Below are 21929 nucleotides of genomic sequence, written 5' to 3' on the forward strand. Positions count from 1 at the left end.
AGTAGGTCCCCAGGATCAGATGTATTCCTGCGCAAGACGTTCCATCTCGTCTCGGTCAATGAGCCCGGGCTGGCCGATGTCGAGAGCCTCGAGATACTTGTTGGCGAGGCGGTAATCGTGCCCCCACCGGCCGTGCTCGCCGTCCTGCTCGGTGCGCTGAACACTGGAACCGGGCGGAACCTCGTCCTGCAGACCGTTGGTCTCCGCGCCGATCAGTGTGTCGAGCTTGGTCGAGATGGCCGTGAGTGCATCGCGGTCGTTCATCTGAAATCCCTTCGTCAGGTGGCGCTGATCCCCAACCATACCGAAGTGTCGAGCCAAAAACATTGCACCGCTTAATGTTCGACTACAAGCCTGGACCGATCCAAGCCCTCGAGCTACACTGAGCGATACCGAGGTTGAGAATACAGCCGGGGCTGAAGCCGCTGGCGCTCGGTTCGCATCAGGACTCTGGATTCAGGTCACAACTTCCTGCGTACATCCATTGGGCTCAATGCTTTCCACACCTGGACTCTTCCACTTTCCGTGCCGCCAGGTCGGTCGTCAGCCTTTCGACGAAAAGCACACAGACCGGATCTGCCATGAATCTGAATGAACTCGACCACACAGCGATCGATTTCGTCGATCCCTCAACACAATTGGGTCCGATCGTGGACACACAAGGCTTCGCGGCCTGGCGGATAGCACCCTCGACAGTCCTGATCCAGGTCGACGTCGACCTCGATAAACTGTCCGCCCCAGAACTGAGAGAACTTCTCAACTCGTACGCTGCGGAGTGGTCCCGCGTCATTCTCGACCTGTCCAACTCACTGTTCGTCGGTGCGGTCTGTCTCGAACTGTTCGCCGAACTGAACTCCCGTTCACGAGCGCACGACTTCCAGTGGTCCGTCATCGGGTCACACCCGCTTCGACGCTTGCTTCGGGCCGCACGGGCGGAAGAGGAATTTCCGGTCGCCAACTCTGTCGAGGGAGCAATGCGCGCGCTCGCCGAAGCAGAAAAGTCACTCGAAGCCTCCTGACGCCAAGCCTGCACCGGCGTCGAGCGCCGCGCGCTCGCAGCGACTAAGGTTCGTCGGGCTGTCCGACGAGCTGAGAGAGACCGAGAATGACAATCGCCAAGCGCCTCGATGCCTTGCAACAGAAGCATCCGGCCCTGGGGTTCCCGATAGCGGTCCTCTACAAGTTCCTCGACGATCAAGGTGTTTATCTCGCCGCGCTGATCGCGTACTACGGCTTCGTCTCGCTCTTCCCTCTTCTTCTGTTGCTCTCGACCATTCTCGGCTTCGTGCTCTCTGGCAACCCCGAGCTTCAGCAACAGATCTTGGACTCCGCTCTGCATCAGTTTCCGGTGATCGGTGACGATCTGGGCAATGCGCAACAGATCGGCGGCGGTGTCACAGGGCTGGTGATCGGAATCGTCGGTGGTCTCTACGGTGGCCTCGGTGTCGCTCTGGCTTGCCAGAATGCGATGAACACGGTGTGGTCGGTGCCCCGAAACATGCGACCGGATCCCATCCGCGGGCGTCTTCAAGGGTTACTGCTCCTGGGCACCATCGGTCTCGCGATCTTGGGGACCACCGCTGTCTCCAACATCGGCGGTGCGCTTCATCTGGGCGGTTCGTTCAGCTTCCTGTTGACCCTTGCGGTAGTCGTCTTGAATGCAGGCATCTTCATCGTCGCTTTCCGGCTCACCTGCGCCCGCCCGCTCTCGGTAGCCGATGTGGCGCCTGGAGCGATCGCCGCTGCTGTTCTCTGGCAAGCACTTCAGTCCTTCGGTGCCCTCTACGTGACCTCCGTGGTGCGGGGTGCCTCGACCACCAATGGCGTCTTTGCCATCGTTCTGGGTTTGTTGGCCTTCTTGTTCCTCGCTGCCGCCGCGATCGTCATGTGCGCGGAAATCAACGTCGTGCGAGTCGACAAACTCCATCCGCGGGCGTTGTTGGCTCCGTTCACCGACAACACCGAACTCATCGAAGGCGATCGGCGTACCTTCGCCGATCAAGCAAAAGCCCAACGCGCGGTTCCCCACGAGAACATCCATGTGACGTTCGACGGGCACACCAAACCCGACGATTCGGACTGATCTCGACCCCGATCGAGTTGGGTATTTGGTCCCCTCCTGGGTATCGGGGTGGCATTCTGCGCCGCGAATCCAGATTTAACACAGGTGTTGTCATTTCGCGCTACATCGAAGCGACGAATACATCACAGCAGGTAAACGCGCATAGTTGAACAATCACCTGCTTCCGACGTGGTCCCGGAACGGGACAAACCCGTCAAATACTGCAACTCGCCATGCATGTAATTGGAGACAGAAAAAGAAGAGCATGGCAGGATCAGGTGTGAGACCGGACTCTCGATGGGAGGGCTCGGCTCGATGGATCCAGGAGAATTTGGTTATGGCTCAGGGCAGTGTCAAGTGGTTCAACGGTGAAAAGGGCTTCGGATTCATCGAGCAGGAAGGTGGCGGACCGGATGTGTTCGTTCACTACTCGGAGATCCAGGGCAGCGGCTACAAGTCCCTCGACGAGGGCCAGAAGGTCGAGTTCGAGATCGGACAGGGCCAGAAGGGCCCCCAGGCTCAGAACGTTCGCGCCATCTGAGTTCGATCCCAGTCTGACTTCAGACTGAAAAGGCTGGACGCTGCACCGCACGGTGCCGGCATCCAGCCTTTTCTTGGTTTCAGGGCCGTCTTGGTTTACGGGTCCGGCTCGTTCCGAGTTGGCCCCGGTTACGTCGCTCGCGCCCGCTTCTTCTTGTGGGAGCTGTCGCAGAACGGCGCAATGCCGGTCCGCCCGCATCGACACAAAGCAACCGTAGAGCGCTTGTTCTCTATCGGAGTGCCGTCGTCACGGAGCAACTCGAAGTCACCACGCACCAGCAGCGGGCCGTCCGAGCAGGCGGTTATGGTGGTGTTGTTACCGGCAACACTCGGTGTTTCGGCAGATGACGATTCGGGAAACGCGGTCATATGTCCTCTTCACTTCTCGATTCGGCCACTGGCGTGCCCACTTCCATGCCTGTTCCACAGGCTCGCGGCCCACTGAGCGCCACTCTCGTTTCCATTCTGCGCTCCTCGGCCGATCCGAGGGAGCTTACGGCTGCCGCTGACGCGTACGAGGTTGCACAGTCCATCGACCCCACCTACGACATTCTTCGAGACGACGACGCTCAGTTGACTCTGACGCTCCTCTACGAGCTTCATTTGCAGGGAATCGAGAACGTCTCGGACGCGTGGGAGTGGAATCTGGACCTGCTCGCGGCGAGGTCGCGTCTCGAGACGCATTTCGAGGCCGCCATCGTGGAACTCGTGGGAAAGGTTCCGTCGTCCGGTGACGTCGTAGCCGATTTGTGGGCGATGACGGCTCCCAGTGCAGGCCCCGGGCTGGCGTCCTTTATGGCGAAGGACGCCACAATCGATCAGTTCGCGGAGGTGCTGATTCACCGTTCGCTCAATCAGCTGCGCGAAGCGGATGTGCACACCCTTGGAATTTCGCGCCTCTCCGGTGCCGTCAAAGCAGCCCTCGTCGAAGTGCAGAGCGACGAGTACGGAGGGGGCAGCGCAGAGCGAATGCATTCGCGTCTTTTTGCCGACACCATGCGGGCTGTCGGCCTTTCGGACCGCTACGGCCACTACATCGACGCAGTTCCCGCGGTAACCTTGGCGTCGTTGAATGCTCTCTCGCTCTTCGGTTTTCATCGCCGACATCTCGGAGCGCTGGTCGGGCACCTGTGCGCCGTCGAGACCACGTCGGCGCTGCCGAGCAAACGGTACAGTGCCGGCTTGCGCCGACTCGGATTCGGTTCGGACGCGACACTGTTCTACGACGAGCACGTGGAAGCGGATTCCGTTCACGAACAGATCGCCGTTCGGGAACTTGCCGGCGGTCTTGCTTCTTCGCAGCCGCACCGCACCGATGACATCTTGTTCGGCGCTGCAACATGCCTCGCGTTCGACGACCTTCTCGGCGATCACCTCACATCGAGTTGGGAGAAGGGCGAGACTTCGTTGCGCGAATGATCACGAGTTGTTCGATTTCCTGACCGGTGGTGATCAACCCTCGTGCCTCGAGCATGGTGCGCCTCTCGCGCATCACGGGCCCGAAGGGAATGTACTTCCGGGCCGAGATCTCCACGGCCATACCGTGTTCCTCGAGTATCGCCTCGGTCTTGTCGACCCCACACAGTACCGACTGCAGAAGAAGTAGTGTGCCGCCGGGGACGAGTACTTCGTGAACGGTGGCCGCGATCCTGTCGATGAGGGCGCGTCCGTCCTTGCCTGCGTCCCAAGCCCGTTCGATTCCAGTGGTAGGTAGATCGTCTGCCAGTGCAGGGACGTACGGCGGGTTGGAGATCACCAGATCGAAGAGTTCGCCGTGTACCGCCTCGGTGAGGTCGCCGCGACGGGAATCGATAAGGGTTCCGTTGAGGATTCCGTTGAGACGAGCATTGGCGCACGCTCGGCGAGATATGTCGACCGCGACGACGTGGCCTGCACCAGCCGCCGATGCCGCGACGGCGAGGGCGCCGGTCCCCGTGCACAGATCCAGGACCCGGCTGCGAGCGGTGAGGTGCTCGAACAGCAACGCATCCGCCAGTAACGACGTGTCGTGTTGCGGTCGATACACACCAGGTAGACGCAGGATCATCATCGGCTCCTCTTTTTCAGGCGACATCGCACATCGCTGCGTGCGGCTACCCAGGAACCTCGGATTTCATGCGAACATCGCAGCATCGACTGCCCGGAACGGTTACATCGTCGCAGATTGCGGAGTAGACCTGAGTCATGACAGGCAATGCGGACGCTCCTCAGGTAGCCGCGGCGTTTGCTTCCGCGGCAGATTCGCTCGACACACTCGCCGAAGCGATTGCCGGACTCCGGTCCAATCTGAACACGGACGAGCATCTCGACTCCATGCTCCAACGTCTGGCCGAGACCGCGGTCAAAGCACTGCCTGACGCCGATGCTGTCAGCGTGACTGTGTTGTCCACCGATGGCCCACGAACTGCTGCGTCCACCGCGGACTACCTTTCCGAGATAGATGACGCCCAGCACTCCGCTGATCGTGGTCCGTGCGTTGACGCCGCGCGCACGGTGTCCTCGGTTCGGGCAAAGGTGGGTGATCACGTCGACGAATGGCCGGAATTCACCGACGAAGCCCGCAAACAAGGCGTCCGGTCCTACTTGTCCGTGCCGATCACCATGGGCGAAGGGAACACCGAACTGCTCGGTGCTTTCAACGTCTACGGATTCGCCTCGACAGAGTTCAAGGCCTTCGACGAAGAGTTGATGAAATTGTTCACCGCCGGTGCGGGCGCGGCGATCGCAGATTCACGACGCTGGCGTCAAGCACACGAGCACATCGAACAGTTGCACTGCGCCATGGAATCTCGGGCCGAGATCGAACAAGCCAAAGGTGTCCTGATCGCCGTCCACGGCATCGACGCCGAGGAAGCATTCAGCCGTCTTGTGCAGCAATCGCAGAACACCAACGTGAAACTGCACGAGGTTGCCCGGATGCTCATCGATTCGGTGCGCCACCGCCGGCTCTGAAGATTCTTCGGTGCAAAACCCCGTTTTGCACCTTAAAGCACAGTCGCAAAACCTCGTCTTGTACCCCGAAGTCACAGTTCCCAAACGCATCCAGAGATGTTTCACCGAAACAGTTTTCGACCTGCGTGACTGCTGGCGGTCGAGCGGCGGCACTCGTCCGAAATGTGGTTATCTGTTGAGAACCGGGACGAAAGAAGACCCGACCGTACCAGGGTGAGGAAAGGATCGTCACTGTGCCAATCGACCAGGTTCTTGTCGTAGTTCCCGCCCACAACGAAGCCGAAGACCTCCCCAATTGCCTTCGCGCACTCGCAACAGCGGCGTCGGCTTGCGTTGTCCCCGTCCGACTGGTTGCCGTCCTCGACAACTGTTCGGACGGAACCGCCGGTGTCATCCCCGACGGGGTCGAAGTACTCCGCGTCGAGCACCAGAACGTCGGACGTTCGCGAGCGACGGGCTTTTCCGAGTTCGGCCGAGAGTTGGGAGCTTCGGCGTGGTTCACCACCACCGATGCAGATTCGGTGGTCGGCCCCACCTGGATTGCGCGCCAATTGGAGTATGCGCGTACTGCGGACGTCGTCGCGGGAACCGTACGCATCGCGGATTGGGAAGGCCATCCACACTCCGTTCGTGAACGATACGAACGTATGTACCACGCACATCCATATGGTCGACACGGTCACGTCCACGGGGCCAACCTCGGTGTCCGCGCGGATATGTACTGGAGCGTCGGAGGATTCTCCGATCTCGAAGAAGACGAGGACGTCGATCTCGTCCGGCGGTTGAGCGAGGCTGGCGCCTGTATCGCGTGGGCAGAGGACATTGCGGTCACCACGTCTGCGCGTCTCGACGGCCGAACTCCGGGCGGCTTTGCCGGTCATATCCGTAACCTGGGTTGTACGACCGCCGATAACGAAGAAGCGGAGCTGGCACGATGAAACGACTACACACACTCCTGGACGCAGGTGGACTGTACTTGCCGCTTCCCGGCGGCGGCGCGACAGCCGCGCGGTGGACCTCCCTGGCAGAGCTCACGCGCGAGAATGTGGTTCTCGGGCGGATGGCTGAGGCTCACACCGATGCCGTCGCGATACTCACCGAACTCGACGGGCCGGATCCCGAACCCGGGCAGCTGTGGGGAGTGTGGGCGGCCGAGCCACCCGAACCTGTGGTGAATGCGTCTGAGCACGTAGGGATCTGGACGCTCACCGGCCGCAAATTGTGGTGTTCCGGTGCCAACACCTGCACGCATGCACTGATCACCGCCTTGGTCGACGGAGTACCCTCACTCTTCGCAGTTGAGCTCGGACTACCTGGGGTGCATCCCGTTCCCGATTCGTGGAAGGCCGTCGGTATGGCCGAAAGCGACTCCAGCGCGGTCGACTTCGACATGGTTCCGGCGATACCGGTCGGGACGGCAGGCGACTACCTGAGTAGGCCGGGGTTCTGGCACGGCGCGATAGGCGTGGCTGCATGTTGGTACGGCGGTGCCTGCGGCGTTGCAGATCCGTTGTACGACAAGGCTGCAAGCAGCGACGATCCCTACCTACTCGCCCACCTCGGCGCGGTCGATGCGGCGCTGGCCGCAGCGCGCAACGCGCTCGCAGTCGCGGCGGCGGAGATCGACGCCGATCCTTTCGACGAAAATGCCGAGGCCATGCAGCGGGCACTCCGTGTGCGGGCAATTGTCGAGCGCGCCGCCACCGAGACCCTGGATCGGGTGGGACGCGCTCTCGGCGCCGCACCGCTCTGCATGGACGCCGAGCATGCCGCGCGGGTAGCCGACCTCACCGTCTACTTGCGGCAGAGCCACGCCGAGAAGGATCTCGCCGAACTGGGCCGGATTGCGGCCAAGGGGAAACGGCCGTGGTGAACTCGAAACTGTTCGCGCAGAAGCCTGTCGACGATGGCGGCACTCCCGAATCGACATGGCAGGAGTGGGGACGCAGCTTTCCGGAACTGGATCTCACCGGGTGCTCGCGATTGATCGTCGTCGCTCCCCATCCCGACGACGAAATACTCGGACTGGGTGGAACTGCTCTTCTCGCAACGCTTTCCGGCATCGACGTTCACGTGGTGTCTGTCACCGACGGTGGAGCCTCACATCCCGATTCACCAACAGTGACTCAGCCTGAGATGGAACATCTCAGGCGGTCCGAGTCGGATCGAGCAGCGCGTGTACTCGGAATTCCCGCACCGGTTCGATTGAGCCTTCCCGACGGGAAGATCAGGGAGAACCGACAGGAGTTGACCGACCGTCTCAGCTCGATTCTCGGTGATTCCTCGACGGGTACCTGGTGCGCCTCGACATGGCGCGGGGACGGCCACCCCGACCATGAAGCCACCGGGGAGGCAGCGGCGAAGGCCTGCGCGGACACTGGATCACGATTGATCGAGTACCCCATCTGGGCGTGGCATTGGGCTGAGCCGGATCATGCAGCAGTCCCGTGGGAAAGGGCCAGAAGAGTGGCCTTGCCCTCCGACGTTCAGGCTGCAAAATCCGCTGCTGCCAATGAGTTCACTTCACAGATCGCCCCGCTTTCCGACCATCCCGCGGATGCACCCATCCTCCCCCGACATGCGATGGAACGACTACTGCGACCGTACGAAACGGTGTTCGTATGACCGATCGTGAGCTTCCCGCGGACTACTTCGCCAAGATGTATGCGGCGCAATCCGATCCGTGGGACTTCGAATCCCGGTGGTACGAGCAGCGAAAGTACGCGCTCAGCGCCGCGATGCTCCCCAAACCTCGATACCGTCGCGCATTCGAACCAGGATGCTCGATCGGGGTTCTCACCGAGAAGTTGGCAGAGCGCTGCGACAGCGTTCTCGCCACCGACATCGTCCCGGCCGCACTCGAGAGCGCCCGTGCGCGGCTTACCGGACGTGATGCCGAATTTCGTCTGTGGGCGTTGGGTGACGACTGGCCCGACGAGACTTTCGACCTCGTCGTCATCAGCGAGGTCGGCTACTACCTGACCTTCGAAAAGCTGATCGAGGCAATGCTGCACGTCGTCGAGCATCTCGAGACTGGTGGAACGCTGCTGTGCGCCCATTGGCGTCACGTCGTACCGGAGTATCCGCAGAACGGTGACGCCGTTCATTCGGCTGTGCGCCAGACACCGGGGTTGGCGCAGTTCGCGTCGTACCAGGACGAGGACGTGCTGATCGATGTCTTCGTGAAGGGTCCGCCGTCACCACCATCGGTAGCGCGTTCCGAAGGTCTGATCTAGAAGACCTGTGCGCGGTTGAGGAGTGTGGGGACTCCTCAACCGCGCACAGGGGTCAGTCTCGCTTCTCCAACGCGAGGTCCGTATCCGAGTGCAGTTCACCGACTTCGGTCTTGAGGATCCGCATCGACCTGCCAAGGCCGCGGGCCGCGTCGGGCAGCTTCTTCGAACCGAACAGCACCACGAGCACTACTGCGACGATTGCCCAGTGGGTCGGGCTGAGCGCGCCCATCAGGCGGGTTCCTTGCCATCGGGGTACACCGCGTCGACCTCTACCTCGACGAGCCAACCGGCAACGGGCAGTCCGGCAACCTCGAGGGCGAAGCGGGTGGGCCGAGCGCTGTTGCGCTCGATCGGAGCGATCGGCTCGGCAGTGCCCATCGGCACCAGCTCCGTATCACCGGTGTCGAGATTGGTATTGGCGAAGAACTGACGGTACGCGCGATTCCATCCTGTGTAGTCGGCCTTGTCCGACCCCGGCGCGTTGTCCAGGAAGACGCGCATCGTCACGACGTCTTCGAGACTCAATCCCTGGGCTTCGAGGTTGTCGCGGATCTTCTTGAGTACGTTGATGCCCTGCGCCTCGGTGACGGTGACCCCGGCAGGCAGAACTCCGCCGGAGAACTGGCCGTCGATGTACGACTCCGGCGAACCTTCCGGCGCCGCCTTGTTTCCTGCCGACGGGCCGATGCCGCTGGTCTTGTAGATCGCGGTGTCGCCGCCGATCGCGACACCCTGAGCGATCATCGGGTTTGCCTGCCCCGCTTCGAGAATCGATTTGGAGACGAACGAACTCGATGTGGTCTCGGCGTCCGCCTCATCGGACGAGCAGGCCGTGGCGAAGCCCAGTAGCGCGGTGGCGGCGAATGCCGCTGCAAGGACCTTGGTGCTGCGAGATTTCATGATGTGACCTCCAGAGAAAGTGATGGAAAACGAAGCACGTCAGGCAGTTTGCGCAACACGCTGATGCAGATGGGTGACGACGTCCTGCGCGGACGTGAAGGCCCCGTGCTGCCAGGCGATGGCGTTGGAGAGGTGATCGCCGGCGAAGTAGATCCGGTCGACGGGTTCGAGCAGCTTGGTGTACTCGGGAGTTGCCATGCCGCCGTGGGAATCTCCCGCGCCGGCCCATGATGCCCAGGCGGATTCCGAATACTTGGTGCGACGCCAGCTTCCGGAGAAGGACGACGAGATGTCGCGAGTGTATTTGTCGCCGTGGATTTCTGCGCCTTCGGCGATGGCCTTTGCCAGCCGCTGACGGTGGGTGAGCGATTCGAAAGCCTGTTGACGCTTACCCGAGCTGTAGTACGCGACCACGACGCCGCGGTCGGAGTTGTAGTGGTCGTAGGGGAACATGATCTGGGAGATGTCGCGGTCGGTGTTCGACGCGCCTCCGTAGATGCGGTCCTCCGTCTCCCACCACCGACGCGAGTATTCGATACCGAGCTTGCCCGACGACGACGGCTTGGCTGCATCCAACGCGAGCAGGATGTCGGAGGGCAGGTTGTTGTTCAGCCGCTTGATCAGGTGCGGTGGGATCGTGCAGATTGCGTAGTCGGCGGTGATCGACTTGGTTTTGCCATCGACGACGTAGTCGACGGTGACGCCTTCCGGCACGTTCTTCATGCCGCTGACCTCGGCGCCGAACTCGATGTTGTCCATCCCGATCGCGTCCTGGAACTTGTAGTAGATCCGGTCCATGCCGCCGACGGGGGTCATCATCGTCATGGCCTGGTCGTAACCGAACTCGAAGGAGAATGCACGTCCGATGCCGCCCTGGATGACATCGCTCATCCCGAATGGTTCGATCTCGGTTCCGAAGTTGAGGCCGGCGCCCGGCTCGGCGGAGTGTCCTCGACGCGAGGATCCGACGTAGCGGCCGTCGCTGGAGAGATCACCGAAGTCGGTGAGGAAGGACGAGAGTGCTTCTTTGTCTTCCTTGCTCAAGACCTGGTCGAGAGCGCCCTGATTGGTGGCCTTCTGCAGCAGCTCGGACATGTATCCGTAGGTGTCGGCTTTGGCTGCTCGGTAGGTGATCGACTGATTCGCCAGCGGCTTGTTGCCGGTGTAGTTGACGAAGGTGTTCGCATTCTGGTTTCCGAACATCTGCAGTTCGACGCCCAGTTCGCGGCAGTAGTCGATGGTGTTGTGATTTTGCGGAATACGCGTCGCACCGAGGTTGTAGAAGTGCCCCTCGGAGAACGTACAGGTCTGTGTCTCACCGTTCAGGTCGGTTTCTTCGGTGCCGTTGCGGATCGACCACACCCGACCACCCGGCCGGTTGCGCGCTTCGAGGACAGTGACCTTGTATCCGGCCTTCTGCAGTTCGTAGGCGGAGCACAGACCGGACGGTCCACCGCCGAGGATCACGACGGAGTGATTTCCCTTGACCTTTCCGATCAGGTCACCCGCGGCAGGTGCCTGAAATCGCCTCGGCGTCGACGCCACCGCCGGCGCCAGGCCGATGGACGACATAGCACCGAGTGCCAGGCCGGCGCCGCCGGTGATTCCCAGACTGCGCATGAAAGATCTACGTGTGTATGGCATTCGAGCTCCCCAGTGTGCTCCCGGTGACCCGGGTGGTTGGTGTTGAACACAGACTTCAGGAGCGTTGGGTCCGGAACTTGACGCGCAGGAAACAGTCAGTGGGGACCGAGTGAGAAACCTGCGAGCATCAGCATCGGGCTCTCTCACCCGAGTGCGATCAGCGGAAGCATGTCCGCAATATCCGCGTTACAGAACCGGACTAGCGTGACGCGACATGTCCGCTCTCACCGAAGCTATCGCGCGGTCCTTCACCACGCGCGAGAAGCAGCCCCCGGCGCGATCACCGCTGCGCGCGTTGGGCCGTCGGCAACTCTCGGGCGCCGAAGTGCTGGCCCAGTCGGTGGCAACCACCGCCCCTGCTGTGTCGATGGTCGTTCTGCCCGTCACCATGCTGACACACGGCCGATTGTTGAGCGGGATGATCACCATCATCGCGGCCACCGTGCTGGTGACGCTCATCGCTTTCTGCGTTTCGCAGTTCACGCGCCGAATGGCAGCATCGGGCGGGCTGCACAGCTTCGTCTTTCGTGGCCTGGGCACCCGGGCAGCATTGACCACCGGCATCGCCATGCTGGTCAAGTACGTCGGCAGCGCGGTGATGACGCTCTATCACGGAGGACAGGCCGCAATCGCTTTGCTCGGCTTCGCGGGTGTGCACGTGGACAGGACTTTTCACGTCATCGCGCTCTATCTGGGGATAGCCCTGCTGATTCTCGGTGCCCTCGTTCGAAGTGTCAGATTTGCTGCTCTCGCGATCCTCGTCGTCGAAAGCTGTTCACTTCTGTTCATCGTCGGGCTCATGATTCTAGGCGGTTCCGGAAGCCAACAAGCACAGATCGTTCCGCCCACCTCCGGCCACGGGCTGTTACTCACCGCCCTGGCTGCCGTGTTCGCTCTCGCCGGATTCGAGAGCGCGGCCTTCTTCGGCCCCGAAGCTCGTCGTCCGCTGGTAACCGTCACCCGCACAGTCCTTCTCACCCCGATCATCTGTGGATCGCTCTTCATCTTTGCGGGCTGGGCCGCTTGGTCGGGACGTAGCGACACCCTCGTCAACGCCTATCTCCACGGAACAGCGACGGGTGTGAGTCCAGGTGTCGTCATCGCGCTCAACGTCGGTCTGGGGTGCTCGTGGCTGGCGTCGTCGATGGCGTCGTCCAATGCTGCGTCGCGACTGGTCTACTCGTTCGGCGTCGAACGCCTACTCCCCCGCCGGTTCGCCTCGGTTCACAGTGCCTTCCGTACGCCCTACTTCGCATTGACTACCGTGGTCTGCACCGTCCTGCTGGGCGGCGGAACCTTTGCCGTTCTCGGGCGCGGAGAGATTTTCGACGACGTTCGACTGACGGTTCGCGGTGCCGTCATCGTTGCCTATGCACTGGTGGCGATCGCATCGGTTGTCTTCCTGACGCGTATCGGAGAGCACACTCCCGGCGTTCTCGCAGCCGCGTCGTGTGGAAGTGGTGCCGGTGCGATAGTTCTCGGTTACCTCGTTTACGCCAACACGATCGACCATGCGTACGTTGCACCGATCGCTGTGCTCGTGATCCTGACCTCGGGCACGCTCTGGCAGTTCTACCTGCGACGCCGAAGCCCCAAGAGCCTGCTGCACGTCGGCGCGTTCGACAGTCCCGAAACCGAGGACGTACTACCAGGAGCTGGGGTGTTCGCCACCGACGCAGCCGGAAACATCGTGCTGGTGGGCGAGCCGACTGCCGGCGCCCGCTGATGGTGGGCCGACCACGCGACCTCGGTGGGCACGAACCCCGAGCGGTTCAGCGCGCCCTTGCCCTCCTCGAGTCGGCGGCCAGGCTCGGATCGGGAGCCACCGCCAAAGACATTGCAGCCCTGGCCGACATCCCACCTGCCACTGCGTATCGGTTGCTCAACATCCTTGTCGCCGACGGTTACCTGGTTCGGATCGCCGACCTCTCCGGCTTCGCGCTGGGCCGACGCACCCGTGAATTGGCCGGGGCTGCCGCCGAACCCACCCCCGTCGACAATTCGGTGCTCCTCGAAGAACTTCGCGAACAGCTACGGTTCGGCGTCTACCTCGCGTCGTTTGCAGAAAACAGAATTCGACTGGTCGATCGCGATCCAGACCACGAGCTCAGCGGCGAACGGACGCTGGTCACAGCCGTTCACGCGTCGGCTATCGGGAAGCTGCTCCTCGCCAGCCGACCCGAATTGGCCGAGGCCCCATTGCGAAAGGTCACTGCACACACCATCACCGACGGCGACCAGTTGGAACTCGAACTCTCTCGGATCCGGCGCGGCGAGCCCGCCCGTGAGGTCGACGAGATTCGTGTCGGACGCTCCGCCGTCGCCGTCCCGATCCACGACGCGGAAAGGTGTGTCGTCGGTGCCTTGGCTGCGATAGGTCCGACCGGCAGACTTTCCGTCGACGACGTAGACCTGGTCGTGCTGTTGCGGGAGTACGCGGAACGCATCGTTGCACCGACGATGTCGAAGGCAAGCTGAAAATCAGAGGCCGAACACACGTTTGGCAAAGCCGAGATGCTCGTCGGCCCAGCCGATGACGCCGAGCGTGGAATCGAGATTCTGCGGCGGAGTGCGCACCAAGGTGTCGCGTCGGACGAGTCGGTCGAAATCGACCTGGGCGCGGTCGAACTGGACCCCGGCCGTGACCATGATGTTCGCCAGTTCTTGCGCCATCACCCCGTACGCGACTGTCGTGGGATGAACGCCGTCGAGCGAGAAGAGGCCGCCCGATGCGCGGCCGCCGCGACCGTCGGCGGAGAGGAACAGCGAGTCCGGCACGGGTTGCAAGTCGGTCAGTGCTTTGGGGAGGGGGTACGGCGTCCACCATGACGGCCGCGCATTGACGTCGGTGACGTAGCGCCGTGAGGCCACGCGCTCGAGCAACCCGGCAATATCGCAGAGGTACCAGTCCTTCCCCACCCGACGGGCATTCGCGACGGCTTGCTCGATTCCGTCGTTGTACACATCGATTGCGGTATCGACGGCCCACGCCTGCGCGCCGGTGATGTGTTGATCGCGCTGTGGGTCGAAGTCTGTGTCGCGCACCCACGGTCGCGCGTAGTACGGGAAATAGCGGGATCCGATTTCGATCTTGCCGCCGAGCCCGTGGGCGATCGGTGCGATGGTCACGTGTGGGACGGTGCAGAGGATGACGTGCTGGGCGTTGATCTTGCGGATCGCGGCCAGCACCTCGGCGTACTCCGACGCGAAGTGCTCGGGCTGCCACACCGTGTATTCGCGCTTGCCGTCCGGGTCACGGAAGTTGTTGCCGCTCCACTCGACTCGGAGTTCGGTGACGGTGCGGAGCGCATTGTTGGCCCCGAGAAAGACGATCAGAGTTTCGATGCCTTCCTTGCCCAGTTCCGCTGCCGCGTCGAACGCCGTCATGCGCTTCTCTGCCTCGGAGCCTCGCGGCAGAACTCTCAGTGCGGCGCGTTCGCCGTTGTTCTCGACGATCTGGCTGATCAGGTCGTCGTGCGGTTCGTGCAGGGCTGCCTCACACCCATGCGCGGTCTTGGTCAGAGCGTCACGAAGATCCCACCCGTAGACCGAAAGGTTGTGATTGATCGCCGAGAACGTCGGCGCCACGCTGCCCGGCCCACGCTCCCAGTAGTCCTCCACCTGATCCATGAACCCGCGTGCAGCAAAGAGTGCGAGCGGAACCTCCCAGAGGTCGAGCCGTGGGCCGAAGCGCTCTTCGAGGGTGCGGAGCAGCAGTTCGATGTTGAGTGGGAGCCCGCCCGGACCGCCGTATCGGGGAAAGCGGAACCGCTCGAGCCAGCCCAACTGGTGAGCAATGATCGACGGATACGACAGATCGGTATTGAAGACCGCCCCGCTCTGAAATCCCTGCGACAGCGAGTCGCCGATGACCACCAACCGGTGTGGAGCATCTCCCGCAGGCGGAACTACCGGAATCCCGACTGTGGGATCGAACTGCGGAATCCTGGGTCCTCCGGCGGCTGCGGCCACGACGTCGTCGGGAGTATCGGATGGAAGTTCCACGCCCACTCACCTCCGGAAAAGTTCAGCTGGTCAGCTGATCAGTGGTGGCTTACGCCGATCGGCATTGTCCTGATCCGATTGCTTCTCTATCGACCTGACAACCTCGTCGGCCCACTGTTGATTTCGGCCGTCGAATTCTGCGCGGTCCCGGCGCGCGATACCGCGTCCGACCAGGATGGCAATCGGAATGGAACACACGACCCATACGAGTAGTACGCCTCCGACAATCCACCACATACTCAGTAATTGTGCCCGATTCGCCGACCGTTGTGCTCCAGGTCGAAACTTCTGCCCGAATCGTGGCGTTCAATTGAGGTGAGCTCGCAGGTCAGTAACGATCGGCGTCGACGGTTTCGCGGACCTTACGGACCTGATTCCAACCACGAGCGGCGATGCCGAAGGCAACAAGCGACATCAGATCCGAGACCGTCAGACCGTGTTCTCGATTCAACGACCACAAGACCTGACCTTCCAGCGGGCCGTTGAAGAAGAGCCACGCCACTCCTGCGCAGACGGTCGCAACAACACTGGCCTTCGACGGCTTCATCAAGCACACGGTGCTGGTCACGAACAACAAGTTCATGAACACCAGACCGTAGAAAATTCCGATCATGCGACTCCCCCCGAAGTTGGTTCGTTCAGCTGCGGTTGAAGTTCAGGTACGCCTTCGACGGAGTCGGGCCGCGCTGACCCTGGTACTTGGATCCGGCCTCGGAGCTTCCGTAGGGGAACTCTGCAGCGCTCGACAGCTTGAGCAGGCAGAGCTGCCCGATCTTCATTCCCGGCCACAGCGTGATCGGCAGGTTTGCGACGTTGGACAGCTCCAGTGTGATGTGGCCACTGAAACCCGGGTCGATGAAGCCGGCAGTGGAGTGCGTCAAAAGGCCCAGGCGCCCGAGGCTCGACTTACCTTCGAGGCGGCCGGCCAGGTCGTTCGGCAGTGAGCACACTTCGAGAGTCGAACCGAGAACGAACTCGCCGGGATGAAGCACAAACGGCTCGCCCTCTGCTGGTTCGACCAGGCTGGTCAGCTCGTCCTGGCGCAGTGCCGGGTCGATGTGCGTGTACCGCGTGTTGTTGAACACCCGAAACAGACCATCCAGGCGCACGTCGACGCTCGACGGTTGCACCATGGAATCGTCGAAAGGGTCGATACCCAGACGTCCAACGGAGATTTCGGCACGGATGTCACGATCGGAGAGCAGCACAGGTAGAGGTTACCGGTTCTGCGGGCAGTACCGACCCATCGATGGGTGCGATCACACTGTGGCTACCGAACACGATGCGCGGGTTCTGGACTCCCACGGCAGAGCCCAGCCCCACATGTCGCGAGTTCTCCATCCCGACAGGCTTTCCCGCGCATAACTTTTAGACGAAGATCCACCAATTGTGCCGACTTCGACACGCGCCTTCTCTTCAACGACGGCCAGTGATACGTCTGCTCGAATGCTCGTCTGATAATGTTCGGAAAGCACGTTGATCGGCGGTGAAAACACGTCCGGTCGGCTGCGACGCCGATGTAGTTCAATGGTAGAACATCAGCTTCCCAAGCTGAATACGCGGGTTCGATTCCCGTCATCGGCTCCACAGATTCTCCGCAGTTCAGAGTCCTTTTTGGGGCAGACGAACTTCGCTTGTTTGGGTCCCAAATCCTGTGACAGGTACACGGCAGGTACACAACCTCCTCCATTCAGTGATCAGTTAACGTGTATCCAACGCAAATGGGGGTGCTAGAGGACCGGATCTCGGAATTCTGCAGTTCATCGATGCCGTCCGACTGGTCGTGCCCCGGCCTAAATCGGTGTCCATTGCGCGCACTGTCAGGAGAGTGCTGTCGACCTCGAAGCCGATGGTCGCCGGTACCTCGGTTCGTTTGCCGTCCATCAGTGATTCGAGCGCGACTACCAACCGATGGGGTTGGAAACTGTCTCTGCTCGGGCACCGCGCGCTTATCAGTTTTTAAAACCGATCTGCCGTAGCGCACCCGGACACCGGGGACCACAACTCACGCAAGAATGCAGGTCTTCTCACAATCACAACTGTGAAAATACCCAAGTCCGTCAAAAATCACCTTCGAAAAGCATCAAGTACGTATTCTTCCTCAGTATCGGACAGCCCTAACCGTAAGTCCCAATGCACGACCATCGGTCTGCACATTAAAAACCCTCACCGACCTACATCTTGTGCCTGCTCGGATCATCCGTGGTTCGACTCATACACTCCGGATCCGGAAGAGCCGGATAAATCTCGAAGAAATACCCCAGTTTGGAGGACTGTCACCTTAGCGTCGCGCTACCTTCCCGAAGATCTTAAAAAACCGGCAGGTTGGCCCCAATTCGATAGAGGGCCGTAGGTGTCCAGAGTCGAAACCTTATTCCTCGCAAGCATTGCGGCGCCTTCCCTGGTTATGACGTTCGGAGCTACGGCTTCTCACGCAACTCCCAAACCGGGCAACTTTGGCGGAGGCGATTCTGGTGGACCTTGGTTGGTGGACTACAACTCCTCGAATGGCCTCGGATATATCAGGACAGTCACCTCATTCGGTCCAGGCTCGCCCGCTTACATTGCAGTCCCAATTTCGATAGCAGGGCCTCTGCCCTGTATGCAATAGCGAATGCTGCCGGGCTCTAGACGGAGAGAGGAGGTGAATTTGAAATGAATAACGTCCTCTTTGCTATCGTCAACGTGATCGTGGCGATGGCGAACGGTTCCACGATCCCCTTCTCATTAGAAGGCGCAGGGCCACTAACCGCACCCGACTTGTAGAGAAGATCGGCCGACCGCATGTGAATGACAGTTTCAGCTCTGCCTGAAACCTGCATATCAGCAGATGCGTGGATCGTGCGGTGGTCACAAACACAATCTCCCCTACCTGTCCAGGAAGGGGAGATTGTGTTTGACAGGTCCCATGCCACGGTGAGGCAGCTACCGATCTCGGACGCGAGCGGGAGCTGTCTCCGATGTTGACCACGATGGACCTGTACCTAGTTGGCACAGAACCTAGTTGGCACAGACCACTTTAAGTCGTCGACCAGGTAGCCGGTGGAAGCGCTTCGGTCTTCGGCCTGATCACGGGCGGCCGCACTATTTGGTGAGAATCGGTCGGTCGCCTCTTGAAATGTAATTGGCGAATCGCTCAATTCCTGCTTGTGAGAAGCTCCCTCGGCCTGCGCGTTTCAGTGCGGCTTCGACGAATGGGAGCGGTTTCCTGCGGTATGTGCGGTAGATGCTGTCGAGTACTGGTTGCAGTGCCCGGCGTGCGAGGTCTGCTGTTTCCGGGTCTGAACCCCCGAACTTCACTGTCACATTCGGCATTGATACCCCTGTTGGTCGAGTGTCCGATTCCCTGGCCGGAAGCGTACGTATCGGGATCGCGAATCAGTACAGAAACACCAAAACGAGGCGCTAAGTCCCTACTTGCGGTGGATGCGATTCCGTCTTTGGGTTGACGAAAAACAGCCCGACCGCGGCGTGCGGTCCGGCTTCTGTTCTACGACTCCGGGTTACGCCCCGAAGCCGAGGCCGCGGTTTCGTCTGTTCACGTTGGGTGGCGAATTGCCGATGCTGACGGGTGTTTCGGTCAACCCCGTCCCGTGGTCGACCACCTAGATCGGCGGTTCCACGGTTCCGCAGAAGCTCAATGCCTGTGCGCAGCGCCCCGGGGATCTGGGAGTCGTAGCTGGTCTGCATCCAAGCTGTTCCATCAGCCTCTGCGATGAATATCCCGATGGGTAGCGCTCGGAGACCCAAGGCATCGGTGCCAGATTCCGCGATCTCATTGCCAACATGCCCCACGACGTTCTATGGTTCATTACATGAGTAATGAACCAGTGAACACCGGGCGTCGATCATCGTGATCGACGACGGACGACCACTGTTCCAGCAGATCGCCGAGCAGATCGAAGGCTCGATCATCGACGGCTCACTGCCGGAAGACGGGCAGGTGCCCTCAACCAACGAACTGGCGGCGTTCCACCGAATCAATCCGGCGACGGCAGCCAAGGGCCTCAATCAACTCGTAGGCGAGGGGCTCCTCTACAAGAAACGGGGAATCGGAATGTTCGTCACCGTCGGCGCCCGCGACGCACTCAGGTTCAGACGACGAGAAGCGTTCGCGCGCCAATACATCGAGCCGTTGGTCATGGAGGCCGACCGCCTTCAGATTTCCCTCGACGAACTCAAATCCATGCTGGACGACAGGAAGGCGGACCGATGAACTCAAGCACGACAACGACCATGTCGCACGTCAGGCGTTTCGACGAAACTGAACTCGTCGCCTCGATGCGAGCAGTGAACAGAAGCTACGGGGACGTCGATGCGCTCTCGGACGTCTCGTTCGAGATCGGCCAGAACAAAATCTACGGCCTGCTCGGACGTAACGGCGCAGGCAAGACCACGATCATGCAGATACTGACCGGACAGGACCTGCACACCAGCGGCGACGTCGAGGTATTCGGCGCTGCCCCTTTCGAAAATGCCGACGTCTTGGCGAACGTGTGCTTCGTCAAGGAAAGCCAGACGTACCCCGAGGACCTCAAGGTCAAGCATGTACTCGTCGCCGCCGGCCATCTGCTCCCGAATTGGGACCACGCGTTCGCCGAGACACTGCTCGACGATTTCCAACTTCCACTGTGCCGCAAGGTGAAGAAGCTCTCGCGCGGCATGCGGTCAGCGTTGGGAGTGATCATCGGACTTGCCTCCCGTGCACCGCTCACGCTCTTCGACGAGCCGTATCTCGGCCTCGATGCCGTTGCACGCCAACTCTTCTACGATCGTCTGCTTGCCGATTATGCCGAACATCCTCGCACTGTAGTGCTTTCGACTCACCTTATCGACGAGGTAGCCAATCTGCTCGAGCACGTGATCGTCGTAGACAGCGGCCGGATTGTCGTCGACGAGGACGCAGACGCACTGCGAGGTCGCGCCGTAGTGGTATCCGGCCCCCTTGATGCGGTGGATGCTGTTGCCGCGTCCGGCAGGGTCCTGCGCCGGGAGACACTAGGCTCCCACAGCCGAATCATGTTGCAGGCCGATGTGACCGAGACCGAGCGAATCCGACTGCGGGAGGCGGGAGTCCAAGTGGAACCGGCATCTTTGCAGGAACTTGTCATCGCGACTTCGACGCAGCGCAAGGAGATCACCGCATGAGCATCGCAACGACAGCGCCCCGGACGGTCCCGAAGGCGCCCACCCGGTCCAGGATCGGTTCCGTCCTCCAACTGCACACGGTCGCGTGGCCGTTGCTGATCGCCTGGCCGGTGGGCATCCTTTGGATCTCTTTCCTCATCAGCTTCACCATCTACGCGATCGTCGGAAACGAGCAGGGTGAGGGATTCACCGGCAGTGTGTTCTCCGTTTACGGTTTCGTGCTGGCGTTCTACCTCCAGTCGATGACCCAGACGTTCCCGTTCGCGCTCGGGCTGAGCGTGACTCGCCGCGAGTTCTTCACTGCCACCACGATAATGGCGTTGACACAGTCCGCAATCTTCGCAATCGCGCTACAACTGCTGTCAGTGGTGGAGTCCGCCACCAACGGCTGGGGTGTGCACATGCGCATGTTCGGCATCGCACGCTATTTCACCGACAGCGCAGCCGTTCAGTTGCTCGCGCTGTTCGCGACGCTGCTGCTGACCAGTTCGATCGCAATGCTGACAGGTGCGATCTACCAGCGATGGAGGACCACCGGTCTGCTCGCCTCTCTCACCGGTCTCTTCGGTGTGCTCGGCCTGTCAGCGATCGTAATCACCTGGGCCAGCTGGTGGCCGGCGATCGGTTCGTGGTTTGCCGATACTTCCCGAGTGGTGCCGATGGCACTACTTCCATTGGCCCTGGCCATCGCCTGCATAGCCGGAGCCTGGGTCACTTTACGTCGAGCAACGCCCTGACCGAGTAATCATGTGCGACGCCAGATGTCGCACCGTGTCCGAGTGCCCCTCGGATCGACACCGTCCAGGCAGTTCGGCCCCTTCCTCAGCCCAGGGAGGGGCCGAACTTCACAACAGGGATATCGCGTCCCCGGGGTCCCCTCTACTGCCGAGCCACTCGCTCGACAAAACTCGAAGCACGCAGCACCAGTTCATCTTTCCGGTCCTGGCGCGCAGCGGCGGCATCGTAGCCGGCGTATGGGAGCGGGGGGTCGTTACGAACATTGGCCGAGCACTGGAAATCTCGGCAGATCAGTGTTCCGACTGTGCTGCCGCGTCGACCGGCCGGGCCGGCCAACTTGGCGCCGTAGAAGACGACCTCGTTGGGAAGGCGCGTGTCACGGCACCAGGAACACTGGGCGCGCGACCGTGGAGTGGCTTGCGCTTGAACGAGCAAGACTCCGATGATCTCCCCGTCGAGTGTCGGGACGATCGCGTAGGCGCGTCGGCCCATTTTGGGATCTCGCCAGCCCAGATAGTCGAGAGCGTCGAAGTCGATGGTGTCGAAGCCATCCGGCAACGTGAGATCAGTCTTCTCCTTACGGCTCGCGTTGACGAGGCTGGAACGGGTAGATGTATCGGTCAAAATGATCATGGGTGTATGCCAATCGTGGATCGGTGAAGGTGGGTACAGCTCATGGCCCGACCAGCACCTAGTGCTGTCGG

25 protein-coding genes and 1 tRNA gene are annotated in these 21929 nt (G+C 61.1%); 15 read left to right on the top strand and 11 right to left on the bottom strand.

Annotated features, from left to right (window positions below):
- Positions 1–15: 15 nt before the first annotated feature.
- Complete coding sequence (locus EEB12_RS09155) at positions 16–264, bottom strand: hypothetical protein (RefSeq protein WP_020968722.1); 249 nt, start codon at positions 262–264, stop codon at positions 16–18.
- Positions 265–581: 317 nt separating this feature from the next.
- On the opposite strand from EEB12_RS09155, the gene EEB12_RS09160 reads away from it, so the two are divergent.
- The 3 genes from EEB12_RS09160 (at position 582) to EEB12_RS09170 (ending at position 2603) form a co-directional block, all read left to right on the top strand.
- Entirely contained in the window at positions 582–1019 is a 438-nt protein-coding gene (locus EEB12_RS09160) for an STAS domain-containing protein (protein WP_141487661.1), read from the top strand.
- Positions 1020–1105: 86 nt separating this feature from the next.
- The gene (locus EEB12_RS09165) at positions 1106–2083 is read left to right on the top strand and encodes a YihY/virulence factor BrkB family protein (protein ID WP_020968720.1); all 978 of its coding nucleotides are present in this window, start codon (positions 1106–1108) and stop codon (positions 2081–2083) included.
- 316 nt (positions 2084–2399) lie between these two features.
- Entirely contained in the window at positions 2400–2603 is a 204-nt protein-coding gene (locus EEB12_RS09170) for a cold-shock protein (protein ID WP_003943666.1), read from the top strand.
- Between the two features lie 128 nt (positions 2604–2731).
- On the opposite strand, the gene EEB12_RS09175 is transcribed toward EEB12_RS09170, so the two are convergent.
- Entirely contained in the window at positions 2732–2971 is a 240-nt protein-coding gene (locus EEB12_RS09175; protein WP_019747472.1) for a CDGSH iron-sulfur domain-containing protein, read from the bottom strand.
- On the opposite strand from EEB12_RS09175, the gene EEB12_RS09180 reads away from it, so the two are divergent.
- A complete protein-coding gene (locus EEB12_RS09180; protein ID WP_020968719.1) occupies positions 2972–4021 on the top strand; it encodes an iron-containing redox enzyme family protein in 1050 nt (349 codons plus the stop codon). It begins immediately after the preceding gene.
- On the opposite strand, the gene EEB12_RS09185 is transcribed toward EEB12_RS09180, so the two are convergent.
- On the bottom strand, positions 3978–4676 hold the full coding sequence (locus EEB12_RS09185; RefSeq protein WP_037277350.1) for a HemK2/MTQ2 family protein methyltransferase: 699 nt from the start codon (positions 4674–4676) through the stop codon (positions 3978–3980). The genes EEB12_RS09180 and EEB12_RS09185 overlap by 44 nt on opposite strands.
- 110 nt (positions 4677–4786) lie before the next feature.
- Between EEB12_RS09185 and EEB12_RS09190 the strand changes: the two genes are divergently transcribed.
- The 5 genes from EEB12_RS09190 (at position 4787) to EEB12_RS09210 (ending at position 8790) form a co-directional block, all read left to right on the top strand.
- Complete coding sequence (locus tag EEB12_RS09190; protein ID WP_020906539.1) at positions 4787–5554, top strand: GAF and ANTAR domain-containing protein; 768 nt, start codon at positions 4787–4789, stop codon at positions 5552–5554.
- 233 nt (positions 5555–5787) lie between these two features.
- Positions 5788–6492, top strand: a complete 705-nt coding sequence (locus EEB12_RS09195) for a glycosyltransferase (protein ID WP_021343174.1) — start codon at positions 5788–5790, stop codon at positions 6490–6492.
- Positions 6489–7427 (top strand): acyl-CoA dehydrogenase, encoded by a 939-nt coding sequence (locus EEB12_RS09200; RefSeq protein ID WP_019747477.1) that lies wholly within the window; start codon positions 6489–6491, stop codon positions 7425–7427. The genes EEB12_RS09195 and EEB12_RS09200 overlap by 4 nt, the downstream gene beginning before the upstream one ends.
- Entirely contained in the window at positions 7421–8179 is a 759-nt protein-coding gene (locus EEB12_RS09205; RefSeq protein WP_030535919.1) for a PIG-L deacetylase family protein, read from the top strand. The genes EEB12_RS09200 and EEB12_RS09205 overlap by 7 nt, the downstream gene beginning before the upstream one ends.
- Entirely contained in the window at positions 8176–8790 is a 615-nt protein-coding gene (locus EEB12_RS09210; protein ID WP_141487662.1) for a class I SAM-dependent methyltransferase, read from the top strand. The genes EEB12_RS09205 and EEB12_RS09210 overlap by 4 nt, the downstream gene beginning before the upstream one ends.
- 52 nt (positions 8791–8842) lie before the next feature.
- Here EEB12_RS09210 and tatA read toward each other — a convergent pair whose 3' ends face one another.
- The 3 genes from tatA to EEB12_RS09225 are packed head-to-tail and all read right to left on the bottom strand — an operon-like array spanning position 8843 to position 11310.
- Positions 8843–9019 (bottom strand): Sec-independent protein translocase subunit TatA, encoded by a 177-nt coding sequence (tatA, locus tag EEB12_RS09215; protein ID WP_019747480.1) that lies wholly within the window; start codon positions 9017–9019, stop codon positions 8843–8845.
- On the bottom strand, positions 9019–9690 hold the full coding sequence (locus tag EEB12_RS09220) for a Rid family hydrolase (RefSeq protein ID WP_020968713.1): 672 nt from the start codon (positions 9688–9690) through the stop codon (positions 9019–9021). The genes tatA and EEB12_RS09220 overlap by 1 nt, the downstream gene beginning before the upstream one ends.
- Positions 9691–9729: 39 nt before the next feature.
- The gene (locus tag EEB12_RS09225) at positions 9730–11310 is read right to left on the bottom strand and encodes a flavin monoamine oxidase family protein (protein WP_041814722.1); all 1581 of its coding nucleotides are present in this window, start codon (positions 11308–11310) and stop codon (positions 9730–9732) included.
- A gap of 238 nt (positions 11311–11548) precedes the next feature.
- Here EEB12_RS09225 and EEB12_RS09230 point away from each other — a divergent pair, with 238 nt between their 5' ends.
- Positions 11549–13060: an APC family permease gene (locus EEB12_RS09230; RefSeq protein WP_141487663.1), complete on the top strand. Its 1512-nt coding sequence runs from the start codon at positions 11549–11551 to the stop codon at positions 13058–13060.
- The gene (locus EEB12_RS09235; protein ID WP_021333867.1) at positions 13060–13812 is read left to right on the top strand and encodes an IclR family transcriptional regulator; all 753 of its coding nucleotides are present in this window, start codon (positions 13060–13062) and stop codon (positions 13810–13812) included. Before EEB12_RS09230 ends, EEB12_RS09235 begins: the two co-directional genes overlap by 1 nt.
- A gap of 3 nt (positions 13813–13815) precedes the next feature.
- Here EEB12_RS09235 and EEB12_RS09240 read toward each other — a convergent pair whose 3' ends face one another.
- From EEB12_RS09240 to dcd, 4 genes are all read right to left on the bottom strand, one after another.
- Positions 13816–15339 (bottom strand): hypothetical protein, encoded by a 1524-nt coding sequence (locus tag EEB12_RS09240; RefSeq protein ID WP_141487664.1) that lies wholly within the window; start codon positions 15337–15339, stop codon positions 13816–13818.
- Between the two features lie 30 nt (positions 15340–15369).
- On the bottom strand, positions 15370–15576 hold the full coding sequence (locus EEB12_RS09245) for a hypothetical protein (protein ID WP_019747486.1): 207 nt from the start codon (positions 15574–15576) through the stop codon (positions 15370–15372).
- 91 nt (positions 15577–15667) lie between these two features.
- Entirely contained in the window at positions 15668–15952 is a 285-nt protein-coding gene (locus EEB12_RS09250; protein ID WP_019747487.1) for a hypothetical protein, read from the bottom strand.
- 25 nt (positions 15953–15977) lie between these two features.
- Positions 15978–16547 (bottom strand): dCTP deaminase, encoded by a 570-nt coding sequence (gene dcd, locus EEB12_RS09255; protein WP_019747488.1) that lies wholly within the window; start codon positions 16545–16547, stop codon positions 15978–15980.
- A 305-nt stretch (positions 16548–16852) separates the two neighbouring features.
- Between dcd and EEB12_RS09260 the strand changes: the two genes are divergently transcribed.
- The 4 genes from EEB12_RS09260 to EEB12_RS09280 all read left to right on the top strand — a co-directional run bounded on the left by EEB12_RS09260 (position 16853) and on the right by EEB12_RS09280 (position 21224).
- A tRNA-Gly gene (locus tag EEB12_RS09260) sits at positions 16853–16926 on the top strand.
- A 2266-nt stretch (positions 16927–19192) separates the two neighbouring features.
- Positions 19193–19555, top strand: coding sequence for a GntR family transcriptional regulator (locus EEB12_RS09270; RefSeq protein ID WP_019747490.1), 363 nt, complete (start codon positions 19193–19195; stop codon positions 19553–19555).
- Positions 19552–20487, top strand: a complete 936-nt coding sequence (locus tag EEB12_RS09275; RefSeq protein WP_141487665.1) for an ABC transporter ATP-binding protein — start codon at positions 19552–19554, stop codon at positions 20485–20487. The genes EEB12_RS09270 and EEB12_RS09275 overlap by 4 nt, the downstream gene beginning before the upstream one ends.
- The gene (locus tag EEB12_RS09280) at positions 20484–21224 is read left to right on the top strand and encodes an ABC transporter permease (RefSeq protein ID WP_141487666.1); all 741 of its coding nucleotides are present in this window, start codon (positions 20484–20486) and stop codon (positions 21222–21224) included. The genes EEB12_RS09275 and EEB12_RS09280 overlap by 4 nt, the downstream gene beginning before the upstream one ends.
- Before the next feature lie 142 nt (positions 21225–21366).
- Here EEB12_RS09280 and EEB12_RS09285 read toward each other — a convergent pair whose 3' ends face one another.
- Positions 21367–21858 (bottom strand): FBP domain-containing protein, encoded by a 492-nt coding sequence (locus EEB12_RS09285; RefSeq protein ID WP_019747493.1) that lies wholly within the window; start codon positions 21856–21858, stop codon positions 21367–21369.
- Positions 21859–21929: the final 71 nt, after the last annotated feature.

Origin of the sequence: Rhodococcus sp. WS1 (genome assembly GCF_003797745.1) — a bacterium.
In the GTDB taxonomy this organism is placed as follows: domain Bacteria; phylum Actinomycetota; class Actinomycetes; order Mycobacteriales; family Mycobacteriaceae; genus Rhodococcus_F; species Rhodococcus_F erythropolis.